This window comes from Marinococcus luteus (assembly GCF_900106595.1).
Classification (GTDB): domain Bacteria; phylum Bacillota; class Bacilli; order Bacillales; family Marinococcaceae; genus Marinococcus; species Marinococcus luteus.
Window position 1 is genome coordinate 68,257 of the sequence record NZ_FNNC01000003.1, and the last position, 15,314, is coordinate 83,570.

Consider the following 15,314-nt stretch of genomic DNA (forward strand, 5'->3'; position numbering starts at 1 on the left):
GGAGGCGGCCTGGCGGCCGCCGGAATTACTTAGAGAAGGTTTCGGGGCGGTACCAGGCGAGCCCGATGGCGTTTTCGCCGAGGTGGGTGCCGATCACCGGGCCGAGGTGTTCGAGAATGATCCGGGACTCCGGCGAGGCTTCCTGCAGCTGCTTGCGGAACGCTTCCCCGGTTTCTTCAGCGTTTGCGTGGAGAACACTTGCTTCGAGCGGTCCTTTGGCGGCTTCCTCCAAAAAGAGGGACTGAATGCGCGCAAGCGCTTTTTTGGATGTGCGTACTTTTTCATACGGTACAATCTTTTTGTCAGTAAATTCGAGCACCGGCTTGATACGCATCATGCTGCCAACAAGTGCCTGTGCACCGCTCAGACGACCGCCCCGCTGCAGGTGACGCAGGTCTTCGACGATAAAGTACGCCCGCATCGTTTCTTTGATTTTATCGAGCTCGGCAAAAATAGCCGCCATATCATATCCTTCTGAGGCCATCCGGGCGGCAGTTAACACAAAATAGCCCTGGGCCCGGGCACTGATTTCCGAATCATAGCAGTGCACGCGGACCGTATCCTTAATGTCATCAGCGACGGCGACAGCTGTCTGGTGCGTACCGCTGATCCCGCTGCTTAAATGAATTGATATAATTTCATCAGCCTCCCGGGCAAGCTCCCGGTAGAGGTCCTCCATTTTTCCCGGCGACGGCTGCGACGTGGTCGGCAGTGTTTCCGAATTTCTCATCGTCTGAAAATACGTTGCGGCATCCCAGTCAGTCTCCGGCATCGCTTCTTCATTCACCACCACATTGAGCGGGATTTCATGAATGTTCCACTGCTTGAGTTCTTCAGGATTCAGGTACGAGGTGCTGTCAGTAACTACGGCGATATTTGGCAAACAGGCCCTCTCCTTTCGTTCTGTCTATAACAGGCATGTATGAGTTCGTTTTCATTTTACGGACTTCCCGCCGGAAGTCAATGCCAAAGCGCAAAAAGGCTGCCGATATCACACCGGCAGCCTTTGTTTATTTAGCGGACTTTCACCCAGCCCTTTTTAATCGATTCGACAACCGCCTGCGTCCGGTCGTTCACATTCATTTTCTGCAGAATGTTACTCACGTGGTTTTTCACTGTTTTTTCACTGATATAGAGCGACTCACCGATCATCCGGTTACTGTAGCCGTCAGTCATCAGCTGCAGCACTTCGCACTCGCGGCGGGTCAGAATGTGGAGCGGCTTGCGGTATTCGACCTCTTTGTAGCCGATTTCGGTATCGTCGGCGCCGTGATCGTCGCCTTCATGAGCGAGCCGGCGGTATTCGTTAATCAGGTTCTGCGTTACCTTCGGATGGATGTAGGCGCCGCCGGAGCCGACAACCTTAACTGCTTCAATCAGGGCGTCAGCATCCATTTCCTTCAGCAGGTAGCCGGAAGCTCCTGTTTTCAGCACGTGCGTCACGTACGACTCATCGTCGTGGATGCTTAGAATAAGCACCTTCAAATCCGGGTGGCGTTCGATCAGCGTCTTGGTCGCTTCGACGCCGTTGACACCCGGCATGTTGATATCCATCAGCACAACGTCCGGATGATAATCGTCGACAAGAGTAAACGCTTCTTCTCCGTCACTGCCTTCTGCAACAATCTCAAAGTTTTCTTCCATATCCAGAATGCGTTTGACGCCTTCACGGAAAAGCTGATGGTCATCAATCAACAGCAATTTGATTTTTTCATCGATACGTTCTTGCATACGTTCTCATCCTTTCTTCGCTTCACTTATCTTTTAATTATTTGATTCAGCCTTTTGCATTAATGAACCGGCACAAACACTTTCACTCTTGTGCCCTGGCCGACAACGGAATCAATCGTCAGCTGCCCGCCCAGGGCGTTCACACGTTCTCTCATGCCGAGAAGGCCGAACGATTTGTCCCGTTCTTTATCTACGTCGAACCCTTTGCCATCATCTTTGATTAAAATCGTAATGCTCGTCGGTCTCTGTTCGAGCTGCACCCGGAGAAGGTCCGGTTTTGCGTGCTTGTAGGCGTTCTGGGCTGCCTCCTGTACGATGCGGAACAGCCCGATCTCAAGGTTCGGGGCGACTCTTGCTTCTTTCCCCTTCGTTGTAAACTCTGTTACCATGCCTGTGTTGTCTTCAAGGTGACGCAGGTACTTCTGAAGCGTCGGCACGAGGCCGAGATCATCAATCGCCATCGGCCGCAGGTCGTAAATAATCCTGCGTACTTCCCCAAGGCTTGAGCGTATCAGAACACGCAGCTCCCGGAATTCCTGGATGGCTTCCTCCGCGCTTTTTTCCCGGGAGATTTTCTCGACAAGCTCCGAGCGGAGCAGTACGTGCGCGAGCGTCTGTGCCGGGCCGTCGTGAATTTCACGCGCCACCCGCTTGCGCTCGTCCTCCTGCGCTTCAATGATCTGCAGGCCGAACTCATGCTTTTCCCGGGCGTTTTCGACAAACTCACCGACGTCCTGAAGATCGCCGGCAAGAAAGTTATAAACAATGCCAACCTGGGATACAAGCGTTTCAGCCCGTTCAATGGTTTCATCCAGTTGAATCAGGCGGCGTTCGATATTGTCCCTGCGGTCGCGGAGGCGTTTTTCTTCCTGCCGAACCACAGCGAGATTCACCTGTGACTCGTTGGCTTTTTCATACACCTTCTGCACTTCTTCATCGCTGAACTGCCGAAATCGTTTGCTTACCTCTGCTAACTGATTTCTTGCGACCCTGGCTTCAACCTCCAGCTGATCGGAGCGTTCAATCGTTTCCGAAATGTGTTCCTGTATTTCCTTCAACTCATCCTGGAGTGTGTGAAGTTCTTTTCTGGAGGTTTCACTGATCTCAAAAATTTCTTCCTTGCTTTTCTCTACTGTCTGAAGCATTTGCTCAATAATTTGATCTAAGTCTGCTGCGTTTCGCAAGGCCACCATCACCCTCTATACTTGCCTGCGAATTTTCAATACCGTTTGGAACGGTTCATGAATAGTTTAGCATATTCTTTTGGACCTATTCCGCTATGTAATGAAAAATCACAAATTTACATATTTAACTCTTATTTTGTTTCGTTTTCGCTTATTTCCTGTTATATACTGGCCAAAATGTTGCAACCATTACAATCATATTATACGGTAATGACAATACCTAGGAGGAATGTTACCGTATGCTTACTTCATATCGTACCATTAAACAAAGCGGCCATCATGAATTTACCATAAATAAATCACGCTTCATTACCCATATTACCCGCGCAGCAGACGAAGTAACCGCTCATTCGTTCATTGAGCAAATAAAAAAAGAGCACTGGAACGCCGCCCACAACTGTTCGGCGTATTTGATCGGCGAGCAGGACCATATCCAAAAAGCCAATGATGACGGTGAGCCGAATGGCACCGCGGGCGTACCGATGCTCGAGGTGCTGAAAAAACGGGAGCTGAAAGATACTGCAGTCGTTGTCACCCGCTACTTCGGTGGAATAAAGCTCGGCGCCGGCGGCCTCATCCGGGCCTACGGCTCCTCGGTTTCCGAGGCGCTGAATCATATCGGAATCGTGCGCCGTACGCTGATGCAGGAGCTGGTGGTTTCCGCCGACTACAGTCTGCTCGGCAAACTGGAATATGAAGCCCGGAAGTCCTCTTATATTCTTGATTCGATTGACTACGGGGAGCAGGTGCAGCTTCATCTTTATACACCGGTTGAAGAGGTGGAGGCATGCCGTGAGTGGCTTGTAAACATCAGCAGCGGCCAGGCCGGCATTGAAGAAGGGAAACAGGCCTTCGTCGAAACCGAAGAACCTTCGTAGCCCTTTTATTTATTTCCCCGGTAATATTCGGCGGCCGCTGTTAAATATGTTTCCGGCACAGAAATAGTTTTCGTGCCGGATGTTTATTTTGTTTACTATCTTTTCTGGCTCGGCTACAATGAAAGAATACAATATTTTTTCAAAATGCTCCCATTTTAGCTGATTTTTATATAACAGCGTATCCAAAGACGCTCTTTGCCGTTTTCTATGCCACGATCATTATACAATTTAAAGGAGAAGTGCCGACATGCCAAGCTCAACGTCTCAACGGAGAAACCTTCGTAAAAGAAGAAAGAAATCCTTCATCTGGAAAACCACAGCTATCGTTGCGTTGCTTTTTCTTCTGCTTGCCGGAGGTGCTTCCGCCTACTTTCTCCAGCAGTTGAACAGTGTGTCCGCTGATACAGAAGAAGAGCTCGAACGCGGCGAAAAATCGAATCTCCGGGACCAGGCCGTTGATCCCTCGGAGGACAGCTTCTCGGTTTTATTCCTCGGAGTGGACGACCGTGAAGATGGTTCCATGGACGGGCGTTCTGACGCGATGGTCGTCGGTACATTCAACAAGGATTCCAAGAAAGTGAAGCTTGTGAGTATTCCAAGAGACTCGCTCGTAAACATTGAAGGAAACGGCGAAAATAAAATCGCGCATGCCAATGCCTACGGCGGTACCGACCTGGCAGTCCAGTCCGTTGAAAATACACTGAACATCCCAATCGACTACTACGTGAAATCAGATTTTGCGGCTTTCACCGATATTATTAACGACCTTGACGGCGTTGATGTCGACGTACCGTTTGATTTCACGGAGGAAGGAACAGAGTTTGAAGAAGGACCGGCAACGCTGAGCGGCGAAGAAGCGCTGAAATACGTGCGGATGAGAAAAGAAGACCCACGGGGCGATCTTGGACGCGGCGAACGTCAGCAGGAAGTGCTTGAGAGCCTAATCAAAAAAGCCGGCTCCATCGAATCCATCGATAACTATGATAACGTTTTTGACAGCGTCAGCGAAAATGTGAGCACCAACTTCACGTTCGGCAACATGATCGCTTTGCAGCAGTACGCCGATTCACTAAACGAAATTGATTCCAGCCAGCTGCAGGGGGCAGACACGACGATCGACGGCATTTATTACTACCAGCTTGATCCGGAGGCAACGCTCGAAACGTCCAACAACCTGCGTAAGCAGCTCGACCTCCCGGCTTCAGAAGAGCCGCTGGCCCTCCCTGGTACGCAGGCGAACAATGAAGCACCAGCCGAAGAATCCTACGAGGAACCGGCTGCCGAAGAGGAAGCGCCGGCTGAAGAATCCTACGAAGAACCGGCCACGGAAGAAGAAGCGCCAGCTGATGAATCCTACGAGGAGCCGGCCACGGAAGAAGAAGCGCCAGCTGATGAATCCTACGAGGAGCCGGCCACGGAAGAAGACGCCACGGAAGAAGAATCCTACGAGGAGCCGGCCACGGAAGAAGACGCCCCGGCCGAAGAATCCTACGAGGAGCCGGCCACGGAAGAAGAGGCACCAGCTGAAGAGGAGTCGTACGAAGAAGCTCCAGCCGAGGAAGAAAGCTACGAGGAAACAACACCGTAAGCACACGCTTGTCAGCATAAAAAAAGCCCGGAAGGAGTATATTCTCCTTTCGGGCTTTTCTATGACTATTTCCGGCCGATACCGTGATAAATAAAGCCGGCTTCTTTAAACTCTTTTGCTTCAAATGCATTTCTGCCGTCAATCATGACCGGCTTGTTCATGATGCTTTTTAATTTCTCCGGCGTTACCTGAAGGCATTCATCCCACTCTGTCACAAGCATCGCCGCATCTGCGCCTTCGCAGGCATCCAGCGCATTTTCCGCAAAGTAGATGTCCCCCTCAAGCAGCTGTTTCGCATTGTCTTCTGCTACCGGGTCGAAGGCACGCACCTTCACGCCGTATTCCTGGAGCGAACGGATGATTTTCAGCGACGGGGCTTCCCGCATATCGTCTGTGTTCGGCTTGAACGCCAGTCCGAGAAGCGCCACCGTAATATTGCGGATGTCTTCGTTAAAAATAACATTCAGGTGGTCCACCATGCGCAGGCTCTGCTTTTCGTTCACGTCGTTTACGGCCTGCAGCAGCTGCGGATAGTAGCCTTTCACCTCCGCCAGGTGTTTGATTGCTTTTACGTCTTTCGGGAAGCAGGAGCCCCCGTAGCCGATCCCCGCATTCAAAAACTTCGGCCCGATCCGGTTGTCCATTCCCATCCCACGTGTAACCGCATTGATATCTGCACCGTAGTAATCGCAGATATTCGCCACTTCGTTCACAAAAGAGATCTTCGTGGCAAGAAAGGCGTTGGAGGCATATTTAATCATTTCGGAGCTGCGCGGATCTGTCACAACGATATTGTCTGTGAGCGGCTGATGCAGCTCTGTTAAAATCCCCGCTGCTTTATCGGAGTTTGTGCCAATAATGACACGGTCAGGATTAAATGTATCCTTAACCGCTGATCCTTCCCGGAGAAATTCCGGCACGGAGCATACTTCGACCTGGGCATCCGGGTTTTTATCCGCAATCAGCGAACGTACGCGGTCCGCAGTCCCCACCGGCACGGTCGATTTATTCACTACGACGCGGAATTTGTCATCATTCACCGCTTCCCCGATTTCGTCCGCTACGCCGTACACATAGGACATGTTGGCTGCTCCTGTTTCCGATTCCGGTGTGCCGACAGCAATAACCACCACGTCTGAGGCCTGGACGGCAGGCTGAAGCTCTGTCGTGAACTGCAGACGTCCGGCTGCACGGTTTGAGTCTACCAACTCTTTCAGACCCGGTTCATAAATCGGGATCTCCCCATTATTCAGCCGATCCACTTTCTCCGGAATTTTATCCACACAGATCACGTCATTGCCAAGCTCTGCAAAACTTGTTCCTGATACAAGGCCGACATAGCCGGTACCTACTACTGTTAGCTTCATACGTTTTCCCAACCTTTAATTTCTGTATTTTCGTACTTTAATATACGTGTGAATGAGCGCTTACGTTTAAGCGTGATTGTCAGATTTTATTGTATCATATTTTACCAATTATTCTACATTCACTTCTGCATACGTGTTAAAGGTCCCAGCCTTCGATCTGCGCCCGTACCGGCATCCCGGTCTGGGCTCCTTCTTTTTCGACAGAAATCGCTGAAGCAGCGTTGGCAAACCAGCAGGCATCTTCGAGGGGCATCCCTTCGGCCACTGCTGTTGCAAACGCTCCGTTAAACGTATCACCGGCCCCTGTGGTGTCACGCACGTCCGCCGTGCGCACAGGAATTACGCTCTCTCTGCCATCTGCACGCAGGATTGATACTCCCGCCGCCCCTTTCGTTACCACCACATTTTCCCTGTGGCCGGCAATCGACGGCCACTCCTCCTGCAGCCGTTCAAACTCCTTCTCGTTCGGTGTCAGGTAGGCGGCTTTATCCCAATAAGCCGGGGATAGCGGCTGCATGGGCGCCGGGTTTAAAATAACCGGCGTCTGCTCCTCTTCAGCGGTTTGAAGCACCTTTTCCACTGCCGGTGCCGGGATTTCAAGCTGTACGAGCACCACATCTGCCTCTCTCAGGAGGGACCGGCTTTTTTCAATATCCCCGGAACTGAGAGTGGCATTCGCCCCCGGCGTCACAATAATGCAATTGTCTCCTTCAGATACAATAATTGTAGCCACACCGCTTGCCACGCCCGAACGCGTGCGGACGTGCTCTGTATTGATGCCTTCCGTCCCCAAATGCTCCAAATATTCTGTTCCGAAAGCATCGCTTCCAACCGCTCCGACCATCGACACCCGGGCACCGAGGCGGGCTGCGGCCACTGCCTGATTGGCCCCTTTTCCGCCAAAATATGTATGAAAACCTTCCCCGAGGATCGTTTCTCCCCGGGAAGGCATTCGTTTTGCTGTTGTGACCAGATCCATGTTAATACTTCCAACAACCACTATATTTGCCGGCATTCATCTATCACTCCCTGCTTGGACTAACAAAATTCTGCGTATAAAACGGACGGTTTTCGTCGTCAAACGCCACTCCGACACCGAGACCGTCGTAATTGCCGAGCATCGCTTCGCGGTGCCCTTCATACGAATTCATCCACCCGGCCGTCGCATACAGCGGAGACCGCTGGCCGGAAGCAATATTTTCGGCAGCCTGCACGTACCGTATGCCGTCACTTTCCAGGCGGTCAAACGGAGACTGCCCTTCCGGATTCACGTGATCGAAAAACTGGTTTTCAGCCATGTTTTCACTGTGCGCTCTTGCGACAGCTGCCACCGGCTCATTGTAGGTGAGCGTGTCCCGGCCGAGCTGCACACGCTGGGCATTGGTTAAATGCCATACGAGCCGTTCATACGACTCCCGCACTTCTTCGGACTCTTCGGTATAGAACGACGAGTTCCTTTCCACCTCTTTATCCACCAACAGCAGAGCATTCACCCTGTTTTCTTCATGGACGTCATAGAAAAAGGTCGCAAAGCCTTCCTCCACCTCATAGACGCCCTGCTGCTGTTCATTCGTTTCCGTGCGGATGTTCCCGCGGGTGACCGTCTCCATGGATTCTCCGTACGTATCCTGGATAACACTGCGTCCGGTGCCCCAACCGTTTCCTTCATCATCCTGCCACGTCTGCTGGTTGGAATAAAGCGCTACTACGCGTCCGTCCTCAATCCCGTACTGGGCGTACTGCTCATAATCACCGTCGTAATAAATATGCCAATCGAACGAATAACTGCCGGCCTGCACGTCCTTCGCTTCCCCGCGCGCCGCTTCCACTTCTTCGAGACTGTCTCCAATACTTACGCCTGCAATTTCCCAGTCTCCTGTCCCTTCAGGCACTTCCGTTTCCACGGTACCTGCCTCCGGCGCGCCTCCGCTGCTTTCATCCGCCTGCAGGTTTTCACCGAGCAGATTGGATAAAAACAGCGCCATTCTTTCGCCCTGCGTTTCCGTCCCTTCGTATGTCGTGCCGCCTGCTTCTTCGATACGGTCTTTCACCCCGCCCCAGGTAGAATCCGCCGGGCTGTAAACTACAAACGCTGCCAACAGAGCCACTAACACCGCCGTGCCGACCAGACCCTTCATGTGCATAACTCCTCTATTTGTTCATTTATTATTTGTTTTACTTGTATATAGTAATTGTACAGGAAAAAGACCCTCGGGAATATTAACTTGCATTTGGATATCCCCCTTAAAAGTCCTTCGGCAGAATGATATACTGAAAGGACGTACAGACTATCTTTAACGCCGGTACATTTATATAACGAACTTTATAACTATGACATTTATAAAAGGGTGAAAAGTATGGCTTTATTCGGTAAAAAAAAGCAATCGTCCCAGGGTGACGCTGTCAAACCAGACGAAATGGCAGACCAGACCCCGGCTGATGAGGAAACCATAGACGAAGCACACGATGACAGTGGGCGGACCGTAGAAACGACTCTCAGCCTGCATCCGGAAGCCGAAATTCCGGAAGAGGATGAATATTATCTGCGCTTTTTAAACGGTGAGGCACCTCGTCTGAAGCCCGGACAGGTGGCTCTATCGGGTATCAGTGCACAGCGGGATGAAAACGGCCTGATGCTTGTCACCGCCTTTATCCGCAACGGCGCAGAAAAAGCTATCCGTTTGAAGCAGTCCACGGTGCTCCTGATGAGTAATGACAATAAGGTAATCGCGAAAAAGAAAGTGGATTTAAGCGGTGTCGGCGACATTCCGCCAAGAAGCGCCCGGCCGTGGAACTTTTATTTCGCGCCCAAGGAACAGCTTCAGCAGGAATTTCCTAAAGACGGATGGAAAATCGGCTTTCACGTGGACAAGCCAAAGCGCGAACACCACCTTGACCTTGCCGACAGCTGGAAAAATGCGCTCAGCGAGCAGCAGGTGGACAAGCTGAAGGATATGATCCGCGACATGAAACCTCCGCGTCCCGGTGAGGTCAACTTTATGGGCATGCGCGCCGTGCAGTCGGAAAACGGTGACCTGCATGTGACGCTTCTCATCCGCAACGGGGGCAACAATGAGCTCAAGCTCGACAACGTCCCGCTGCAGGTGGAGGATGCGCACGAAGAAGTCATCGCCCGGGGTGGGTTCAAGCTCGACAATTTTGCCGTGCAGCCGTTCTCAAGCCGGCCATGGACGTTTGTTTTTCCGCACCGTCTGCTGAAAAAAGAAGAAATCGACCTTTCCAAATGGAGAGCCTATCCGATTAAAAAGAAACAGGATGAAAACAACGCGTAACGAAGGAGCCCCGGGCGGGCTCTTTTTTTTACGCAAAAAAGCCGCCGGGACAGTGCCCGCCGACTTTTTCGTCCAGCATGATTACTTTTTATCCGTTTCGGTTTGCAGAATATTGTTCTGCAGGTAATCCTCAAGCGGTCCGCGCAGATCTTCCCGGTCGAGGGCAAAATCGATCGTCGCTTTAACAAAGCCGAATTTGTCGCCGACATCGTAGCGTACGCCGTCAAATTCATAAGCCAGCACGTCCTGGCTTTCATTCAGCTTCGTGATCGCATCCGTCAGCTGAATCTCATTGCCGGATCCCGGCGGCAGCGTTTCGAGAATGTCGAAGATTTCCGGTGTCAGAACGTAACGCCCCATTACCGCGTAGTTGGACGGTGCATCCGCAAGGTCCGGCTTTTCCTTTAAGCCCTGGACTTTGTGTACGCCGGGTTCTTCCTCGCTTTTCGGATCAATGATGCCGTACTTGGAAACGTCCTGATCCGGCACCTGCTGCACACCGACGACCGAGCTCTGGTACTTATCAAAGATGTCTGTGAGCTGCTTCATGCACGGCTCATCTGAATGCACAATATCGTCACCAAGCAAAACAGCAAACGGCTCGTCCCCGATAAAACGGTGGGCACACCAGATGGCGTGTCCGAGGCCCTTCGGCTCTTTCTGGCGGATGTAGTGGATATTTGCCATATTGGAAATCTGCTGGACTTCCTCGAGCTGCTTCGTTTTGTTTTTCTTTTCAAGTGTCTGTTCGAGCTCATACGAAACGTCGAAATGGTCCTCAATCGCACGCTTGCCGCGTCCGCTTACGATAATAATGTCTTCAATACCGGCAGCAATCGCTTCTTCTACTATGTATTGAATAGTTGGTTTGTCCACGATCGGAAGCATTTCCTTCGGCTGCGCCTTTGTGGCCGGCAGAAAACGCGTTCCAAGCCCTGCGGCCGGAATAATTGCTTTACGTACTTTCATCTTTTTTCCTCCTTGATAACTGTGCTGCGTGCCTTCCACGCATGTCAAATACAAGACAAATCAAGCTGTATTCAACATACCATAGTAAATAGGAAATACAAATACATGGAACAAAATCATCCTGCTTAAATTTTCCAAAGCAGGGTCAGGGGTCCCAAAGTGTTGTCACATTCTGCTTCTTCCTTTTGTTGGAATATATGGTATAGTAGTTATATTCTAACACGAAAGGAGGCGCAACCGCGTTTTTTTCTGCCCCCAAGGTCCTGTCTGCGACCTTATTTTCACCAACCCCCTCCTCTTGGTGAAATACTCCCTACAAACTTTTAACGAAAGAGGTGTATGCCCGTGCCCCGGGAAGAACGCCTTTGGTTTCCAGGCACCGTCTATTACATTACTGCAGCTGGGGCTTCCAACCGCACATTATTTCCCGATGAAAAAGACTATAAACAATACGTATACTTATTAGCCAAAGTAATCAATACCACGAAGCTCGACCTTCACGCTTACTGTCTGCTTCCCGACAGCATTCACCTGCTGGCCGAATCCACGTACGTCTCCATCTCCACTATTATGCGGGAGCTGCATGCTTCCTATGCTATGCACTACCGACGCCATTATGAAACCGGCGGTCCCATTTTTCAGTCCCGTTACCATTCCGAACTTCTCCCGGACGAAACGTCTTTTTTTGAACAGAGCCGCCGGATACATCTGCTTCCCTCTGAGAAGCTGGATCATCCCTATCCCGGCACGTACCGGTGGTGCAGCGCCCGGGACTACCTTGCGCCGCAGTCCGAATACGCCCCGAGACACCCCTTTTTATCCCTCGATCGCACCCTCGCATTTTTTCCTTCTCCAAGACATGAATATTTTCACCGATTTTTATACCACACGTCTGTAACCCAGACCCACTAATTATTCAGGAGTGATTACATGTTTAACCAGGTGACGCTTGTTGGCAGATTCACCCGCGATCCCGAATTAACCTATACGAAAGACGGGACCCCGGTATGCAACTTCACTCTTGCGGTCCAGCGGTCCTTTCGCAATCAGGAAGGGGAATACGACGCCGATTTTGTGCCTGTCACCGTATGGCGGCGCCAGGCGGAAACGACGTGCGAATACTGCCACAAAGGCGCTATGGTCGGCGTGAAAGGAAGAATTAATACCCGGCTGTATGATAACAAGGACAACAAGCGCGTGCAGGTGGTTGAAGTAAACGCTGAAGACGTCCGATTTTTAAAGCTGCAACCAGGCGCCTCTGACGCGCCGCCGGAAAGCATCGGCTTAAGCACTGAACCTTTCCCTGCCGGCATGTAACAGCCCCCTCGCTTTATCTCCCCCGCGTTACCCCCTCTTTCACAAACGAAGTCCCCCGCATTCCTCTGCAGGGGACTTTTTACATAAACCGCGAGCCGTACCTCCACAGCCAGCACAAAACAACAATCACCGCTGCAGCGGATACCCCGGTCATGTCGAGAACAACATCCTGCCACATGCCATGCCTGTCCGGGCTGAAGTGCTGCCGGAACTCGTCAAGAAGGGCAAACATAAATACAAACCCGTAAGCCCCTGCAAGCTTTCCCCAAAATGGAAAGCGGTACGGGTACACTGCGAGCAGAGCCGCCAGAAATATAGCAGTGAACATAAACACGTGGCTTGCCTTGCGGATAAAAAATTCCACATAGCCTTCCACGCCGGATGCAGCTACGCTCACCGGATCCCCGCCATAGGAAAAGGACGGCACAGACACGTAAGGCTGCAGCCACTCAAACGGGATGTGCTCGAGCCACGGACGAATGTCCTGCTGCTGATACGGCATGGAAGTTGAAATGAGAATAGTTAGTACAGCACCTGCAAGCGGCAGTGCAAACAGCCATTTATGCGCAGAGAGACTTTCTGCACGTATATCCAAGGTGCTTACCTTCTTTCTTTTTTATTTTCAGTATAAAAAACCTGCTGGCACTTTTCCACCCTTTAACCCCATACCGTCCATGTAATACTGATAGTAATGACCATAACAATCAGACTCACCGGCACGCCGATTTTCATAAAATCCGTGAACCGGTAGCCGCCCTGCGTATACACAAACAGATTCGTCTGGTAGCCGATCGGTGTAATAAAGCTCGCGGACGCTGCAATCGCGACAATTACCGCAGCCGCCAGCGGAGAGACAGATAAAATATCCGCTGTTTCCAGCGCCACAGGAAGCATGACGATGGCCGCCGCATTGTTGGTTACCACTTCGGTAAACACATTTGTCAGAACATACAGGGCGGTAAATACCCCAAGCACTCCGAAGGGCATAAACCAGTCAATCATCCGCTCTGCAAGAAGTGGTGCAGCTCCCGTACTCATCATCGCTTCCCCGAGCCCAAAGGCAGCGGCAATGACGATCAGTACTTCATATGGAAGATACCGGTGAGCATCCTTAAGCGAAAGCGACCCTGTCAGGAGCAGCCCGGCGACGGCGAGCAGCGCTGCATAGAAAATAGGAATAATCTGCAGGGCAGCCAGACCGACCATGAGCATCATCATGACAAGCGGCAGCCAGCTTTTCCACCTCGGGCCCTTCAAAAAAGGATTCACGCTGTTTTTCAGGACATGAAAGTCATTATGAGCGCTCGTTTTTTGTTCAAATTCCGGTCCAGCCAAAAGCAGGAGTGTATCCCCAGGCTTTACGACCATTTCTTTCATTTCAGGAGAATAGCTCTCATCATAACGATGAATGCCGATAATCGCAGCATCAAATCGCTGGTCAAAGAAAATGTCCTTTAGCTTCGTAAATAAAATGTTGGAGTAGTGGGTTACCATTACTTCCATCAGCTTGCGGTCCTTCGGCTCTCCAGCCGTTTTTTTCTCACTCGTTTCCGTTCTAATATAGAGACCGTCAGTATTTTCGAGCATCGCTACCTGGGTGAGATCTCCGTATACAACCAGACAGTCGCCCGGCTCAAGAATGTGGTGTTCACCGTCCTCCCTGCTTTCTGCTTCACCGTTTGGCACCACAGCCAGCAGCTGCAGAGACGGATCATTAATAAAGCCCGCCCGTTTCAGCGTATTTCCGAGATGCTTATAATCTGGTGTGATTTCGAGCTTGAGCATGTATTTCCGAAGGCCTTCCTTCTGGTAAAACAGCGGCGGCTTCCGGTCCGGAAGAATCTTTATACCAATCGTTAAAATAAAGATGGTGACAGCAATTGTCGCCGGTATGCCGATTAATGCGAGCTGAAAAAAATGAAACCCCGCGTATCCCCGCTCCAGCAGGAGTCCGTGCACTACGAGGTTCGTGGACGTTCCTATCAGTGTAATCGTTCCGCCGATAATCGTGGCATAGGATAAAGGAAGCAGGAATTTAGACGGCGCCAGATCGTATTTCTCACACCACCGTTTCACAAGCGGCGAAAACGTCGCTACAATCGGCGTATTATTCAGAAAACCGCTCATGAGCGCCGAGGGGACGAGCATTTTCATTAGCGACCCTCTAGGGGTGCGGCCTTTGCTCAGTACTCCTTCAACGAACCGGTCCACGATGCCGGTCTGCTGGACAGCACCTGCAACAATACAAAGAAGGCCTACGGTCAGCATGCCCTGGTTGGCAAACCCCTTCAGCCCCTGTTGTGGTGTAATAATCCCTGTGATAAGCAGCAGAGAAAGGACGAATAAAAAAATAATACCCGGCCGTGCTATTTCCTTCATCAAAGCACCAACCATCACCAATACGATAATCAGCACCCATACAATCTCCCAGGACACGCCGTCACCTCCCTTTTTTTATAATTCATAGTATTTTAATATGTTTAATCAATTTTAGACTCACAACCTATTATACTTATCGCCAAGTAATTGTAAAGGAACACTATATGTTTTACACTAGAGAAAGAGAGGTTTCTTACTAGGCGCTGGCTTTCTTCAATGGAGAGACAGTTTTTCGGCGCGTAATCATAAATCTCTTGAAATACTTTGAAAAGAGGTGAACCAAAATGGCATTCGTCATTACATCGCCATGTATAGAGGAAAAAGCAGGGGAATGCGTGGATGTTTGTCCTGTAGACTGTATTGAAGAAGGAAAAGAGCAATTTTATATTGATCCCGACGTCTGTATCGACTGTGGTGCCTGTGTAGTTGTCTGTCCCGTAGAAGCTATCATAGAGGATACTGAACTGACACCGGAAACAGAACCGTATCTGGAAAAAGCAAAACAATATTTCGGTACAGAATAAATCGAATGCCGCTTTTTATCAGCGGAATTTTTATATTTTTACAATCAGGCAGATTAAATCGGGGGAAAACGGGTATATCATTAC

The 15,314-nt window shown here is 50.7% G+C and carries 15 protein-coding genes; 6 read left to right on the forward strand and 9 right to left on the reverse strand.

Annotated features, from left to right (window positions below):
* Nucleotides 1–25: 25 nt before the first annotated feature.
* From BLV22_RS07845 to BLV22_RS07855, 3 genes are all read right to left on the reverse strand, one after another.
* Complete coding sequence (locus tag BLV22_RS07845; protein WP_245724051.1) at nucleotides 26–883, reverse strand: DegV family protein; 858 nt, start codon at nucleotides 881–883, stop codon at nucleotides 26–28.
* A gap of 131 nt (nucleotides 884–1,014) precedes the next feature.
* Nucleotides 1,015–1,731: a response regulator gene (locus BLV22_RS07850; RefSeq protein WP_091613589.1), complete on the reverse strand. Its 717-nt coding sequence runs from the start codon at nucleotides 1,729–1,731 to the stop codon at nucleotides 1,015–1,017.
* A 59-nt stretch (nucleotides 1,732–1,790) separates the two neighbouring features.
* A complete protein-coding gene (locus BLV22_RS07855) occupies nucleotides 1,791–2,924 on the reverse strand; it encodes a sensor histidine kinase (RefSeq protein ID WP_091613592.1) in 1,134 nt (377 codons plus the stop codon).
* A 230-nt stretch (nucleotides 2,925–3,154) separates the two neighbouring features.
* On the opposite strand from BLV22_RS07855, the gene BLV22_RS07860 reads away from it, so the two are divergent.
* Nucleotides 3,155–3,793 (forward strand): YigZ family protein, encoded by a 639-nt coding sequence (locus tag BLV22_RS07860; protein ID WP_091613594.1) that lies wholly within the window; start codon nucleotides 3,155–3,157, stop codon nucleotides 3,791–3,793.
* Between the two features lie 247 nt (nucleotides 3,794–4,040).
* Nucleotides 4,041–5,381, forward strand: coding sequence for an LCP family protein (locus BLV22_RS07865; RefSeq protein ID WP_091613597.1), 1,341 nt, complete (start codon nucleotides 4,041–4,043; stop codon nucleotides 5,379–5,381).
* Nucleotides 5,382–5,446: 65 nt separating this feature from the next.
* Here BLV22_RS07865 and BLV22_RS07870 read toward each other — a convergent pair whose 3' ends face one another.
* The 3 genes from BLV22_RS07870 to BLV22_RS07880 form a co-directional block, all read right to left on the reverse strand.
* Nucleotides 5,447–6,748, reverse strand: a complete 1,302-nt coding sequence (locus tag BLV22_RS07870) for a UDP-glucose dehydrogenase family protein (RefSeq protein WP_091613599.1) — start codon at nucleotides 6,746–6,748, stop codon at nucleotides 5,447–5,449.
* A gap of 136 nt (nucleotides 6,749–6,884) precedes the next feature.
* The gene (rbsK, locus tag BLV22_RS07875) at nucleotides 6,885–7,763 is read right to left on the reverse strand and encodes a ribokinase (protein ID WP_091613602.1); all 879 of its coding nucleotides are present in this window, start codon (nucleotides 7,761–7,763) and stop codon (nucleotides 6,885–6,887) included.
* A 7-nt stretch (nucleotides 7,764–7,770) separates the two neighbouring features.
* On the reverse strand, nucleotides 7,771–8,886 hold the full coding sequence (locus BLV22_RS07880; RefSeq protein WP_176967708.1) for a CAP domain-containing protein: 1,116 nt from the start codon (nucleotides 8,884–8,886) through the stop codon (nucleotides 7,771–7,773).
* A gap of 219 nt (nucleotides 8,887–9,105) precedes the next feature.
* Between BLV22_RS07880 and BLV22_RS07885 the strand changes: the two genes are divergently transcribed.
* Nucleotides 9,106–10,041 (forward strand): accessory Sec system S-layer assembly protein, encoded by a 936-nt coding sequence (locus BLV22_RS07885; protein WP_091613607.1) that lies wholly within the window; start codon nucleotides 9,106–9,108, stop codon nucleotides 10,039–10,041.
* Nucleotides 10,042–10,122: 81 nt separating this feature from the next.
* On the opposite strand, the gene galU is transcribed toward BLV22_RS07885, so the two are convergent.
* The gene (gene galU, locus BLV22_RS07890; RefSeq protein WP_091613610.1) at nucleotides 10,123–11,010 is read right to left on the reverse strand and encodes a UTP--glucose-1-phosphate uridylyltransferase GalU; all 888 of its coding nucleotides are present in this window, start codon (nucleotides 11,008–11,010) and stop codon (nucleotides 10,123–10,125) included.
* 345 nt (nucleotides 11,011–11,355) lie between these two features.
* On the opposite strand from galU, the gene BLV22_RS07895 reads away from it, so the two are divergent.
* Nucleotides 11,356–11,922 carry a transposase gene (locus BLV22_RS07895; RefSeq protein WP_176967709.1) on the forward strand — a complete coding sequence of 189 codons (567 nt, stop codon included), beginning with the start codon at nucleotides 11,356–11,358 and terminating at the stop codon, nucleotides 11,920–11,922.
* An 18-nt stretch (nucleotides 11,923–11,940) separates the two neighbouring features.
* Nucleotides 11,941–12,327 carry a single-stranded DNA-binding protein gene (locus tag BLV22_RS07900; RefSeq protein WP_091613616.1) on the forward strand — a complete coding sequence of 129 codons (387 nt, stop codon included), beginning with the start codon at nucleotides 11,941–11,943 and terminating at the stop codon, nucleotides 12,325–12,327.
* A gap of 79 nt (nucleotides 12,328–12,406) precedes the next feature.
* On the opposite strand, the gene BLV22_RS07905 is transcribed toward BLV22_RS07900, so the two are convergent.
* Together BLV22_RS07905 and BLV22_RS07910 are read right to left on the reverse strand one after the other, a co-directional pair.
* Nucleotides 12,407–12,922, reverse strand: coding sequence for a VanZ family protein (locus BLV22_RS07905; protein WP_091613618.1), 516 nt, complete (start codon nucleotides 12,920–12,922; stop codon nucleotides 12,407–12,409).
* A 62-nt stretch (nucleotides 12,923–12,984) separates the two neighbouring features.
* Nucleotides 12,985–14,763: an SLC13 family permease gene (locus BLV22_RS07910; protein ID WP_091613621.1), complete on the reverse strand. Its 1,779-nt coding sequence runs from the start codon at nucleotides 14,761–14,763 to the stop codon at nucleotides 12,985–12,987.
* Between the two features lie 227 nt (nucleotides 14,764–14,990).
* Between BLV22_RS07910 and BLV22_RS07915 the strand changes: the two genes are divergently transcribed.
* Entirely contained in the window at nucleotides 14,991–15,230 is a 240-nt protein-coding gene (locus BLV22_RS07915) for a DUF362 domain-containing protein (RefSeq protein WP_022793374.1), read from the forward strand.
* The last annotated feature ends 84 nt before the right edge of the window (nucleotides 15,231–15,314 follow it).

Excerpts from the sequence above, each read along its gene's own strand:
- rbsK (WP_091613602.1), bottom strand. The coding sequence starts at position 7,763 with ATGCCGGCAAATATAGTGGTTGTTGGAAGTATTAACATGGATCTGGTC.
- BLV22_RS07885 (WP_091613607.1), top strand. The coding sequence starts at position 9,106 with ATGGCTTTATTCGGTAAAAAAAAGCAATCGTCCCAGGGTGACGCTGTC.
- BLV22_RS07880 (WP_176967708.1), bottom strand. The coding sequence starts at position 8,886 with ATGAAGGGTCTGGTCGGCACGGCGGTGTTAGTGGCTCTGTTGGCAGCG.
- BLV22_RS07900 (WP_091613616.1), top strand. The coding sequence starts at position 11,941 with ATGTTTAACCAGGTGACGCTTGTTGGCAGATTCACCCGCGATCCCGAA.
- BLV22_RS07855 (WP_091613592.1), bottom strand. The coding sequence starts at position 2,924 with ATGGTGGCCTTGCGAAACGCAGCAGACTTAGATCAAATTATTGAGCAA.
- BLV22_RS07870 (WP_091613599.1), bottom strand. The coding sequence starts at position 6,748 with ATGAAGCTAACAGTAGTAGGTACCGGCTATGTCGGCCTTGTATCAGGA.
- BLV22_RS07860 (WP_091613594.1), top strand. The coding sequence starts at position 3,155 with ATGCTTACTTCATATCGTACCATTAAACAAAGCGGCCATCATGAATTT.
- BLV22_RS07915 (WP_022793374.1), top strand. The coding sequence starts at position 14,991 with ATGGCATTCGTCATTACATCGCCATGTATAGAGGAAAAAGCAGGGGAA.
- galU (WP_091613610.1), bottom strand. The coding sequence starts at position 11,010 with ATGAAAGTACGTAAAGCAATTATTCCGGCCGCAGGGCTTGGAACGCGT.
- BLV22_RS07865 (WP_091613597.1), top strand. The coding sequence starts at position 4,041 with ATGCCAAGCTCAACGTCTCAACGGAGAAACCTTCGTAAAAGAAGAAAG.
- BLV22_RS07850 (WP_091613589.1), bottom strand. The coding sequence starts at position 1,731 with ATGCAAGAACGTATCGATGAAAAAATCAAATTGCTGTTGATTGATGAC.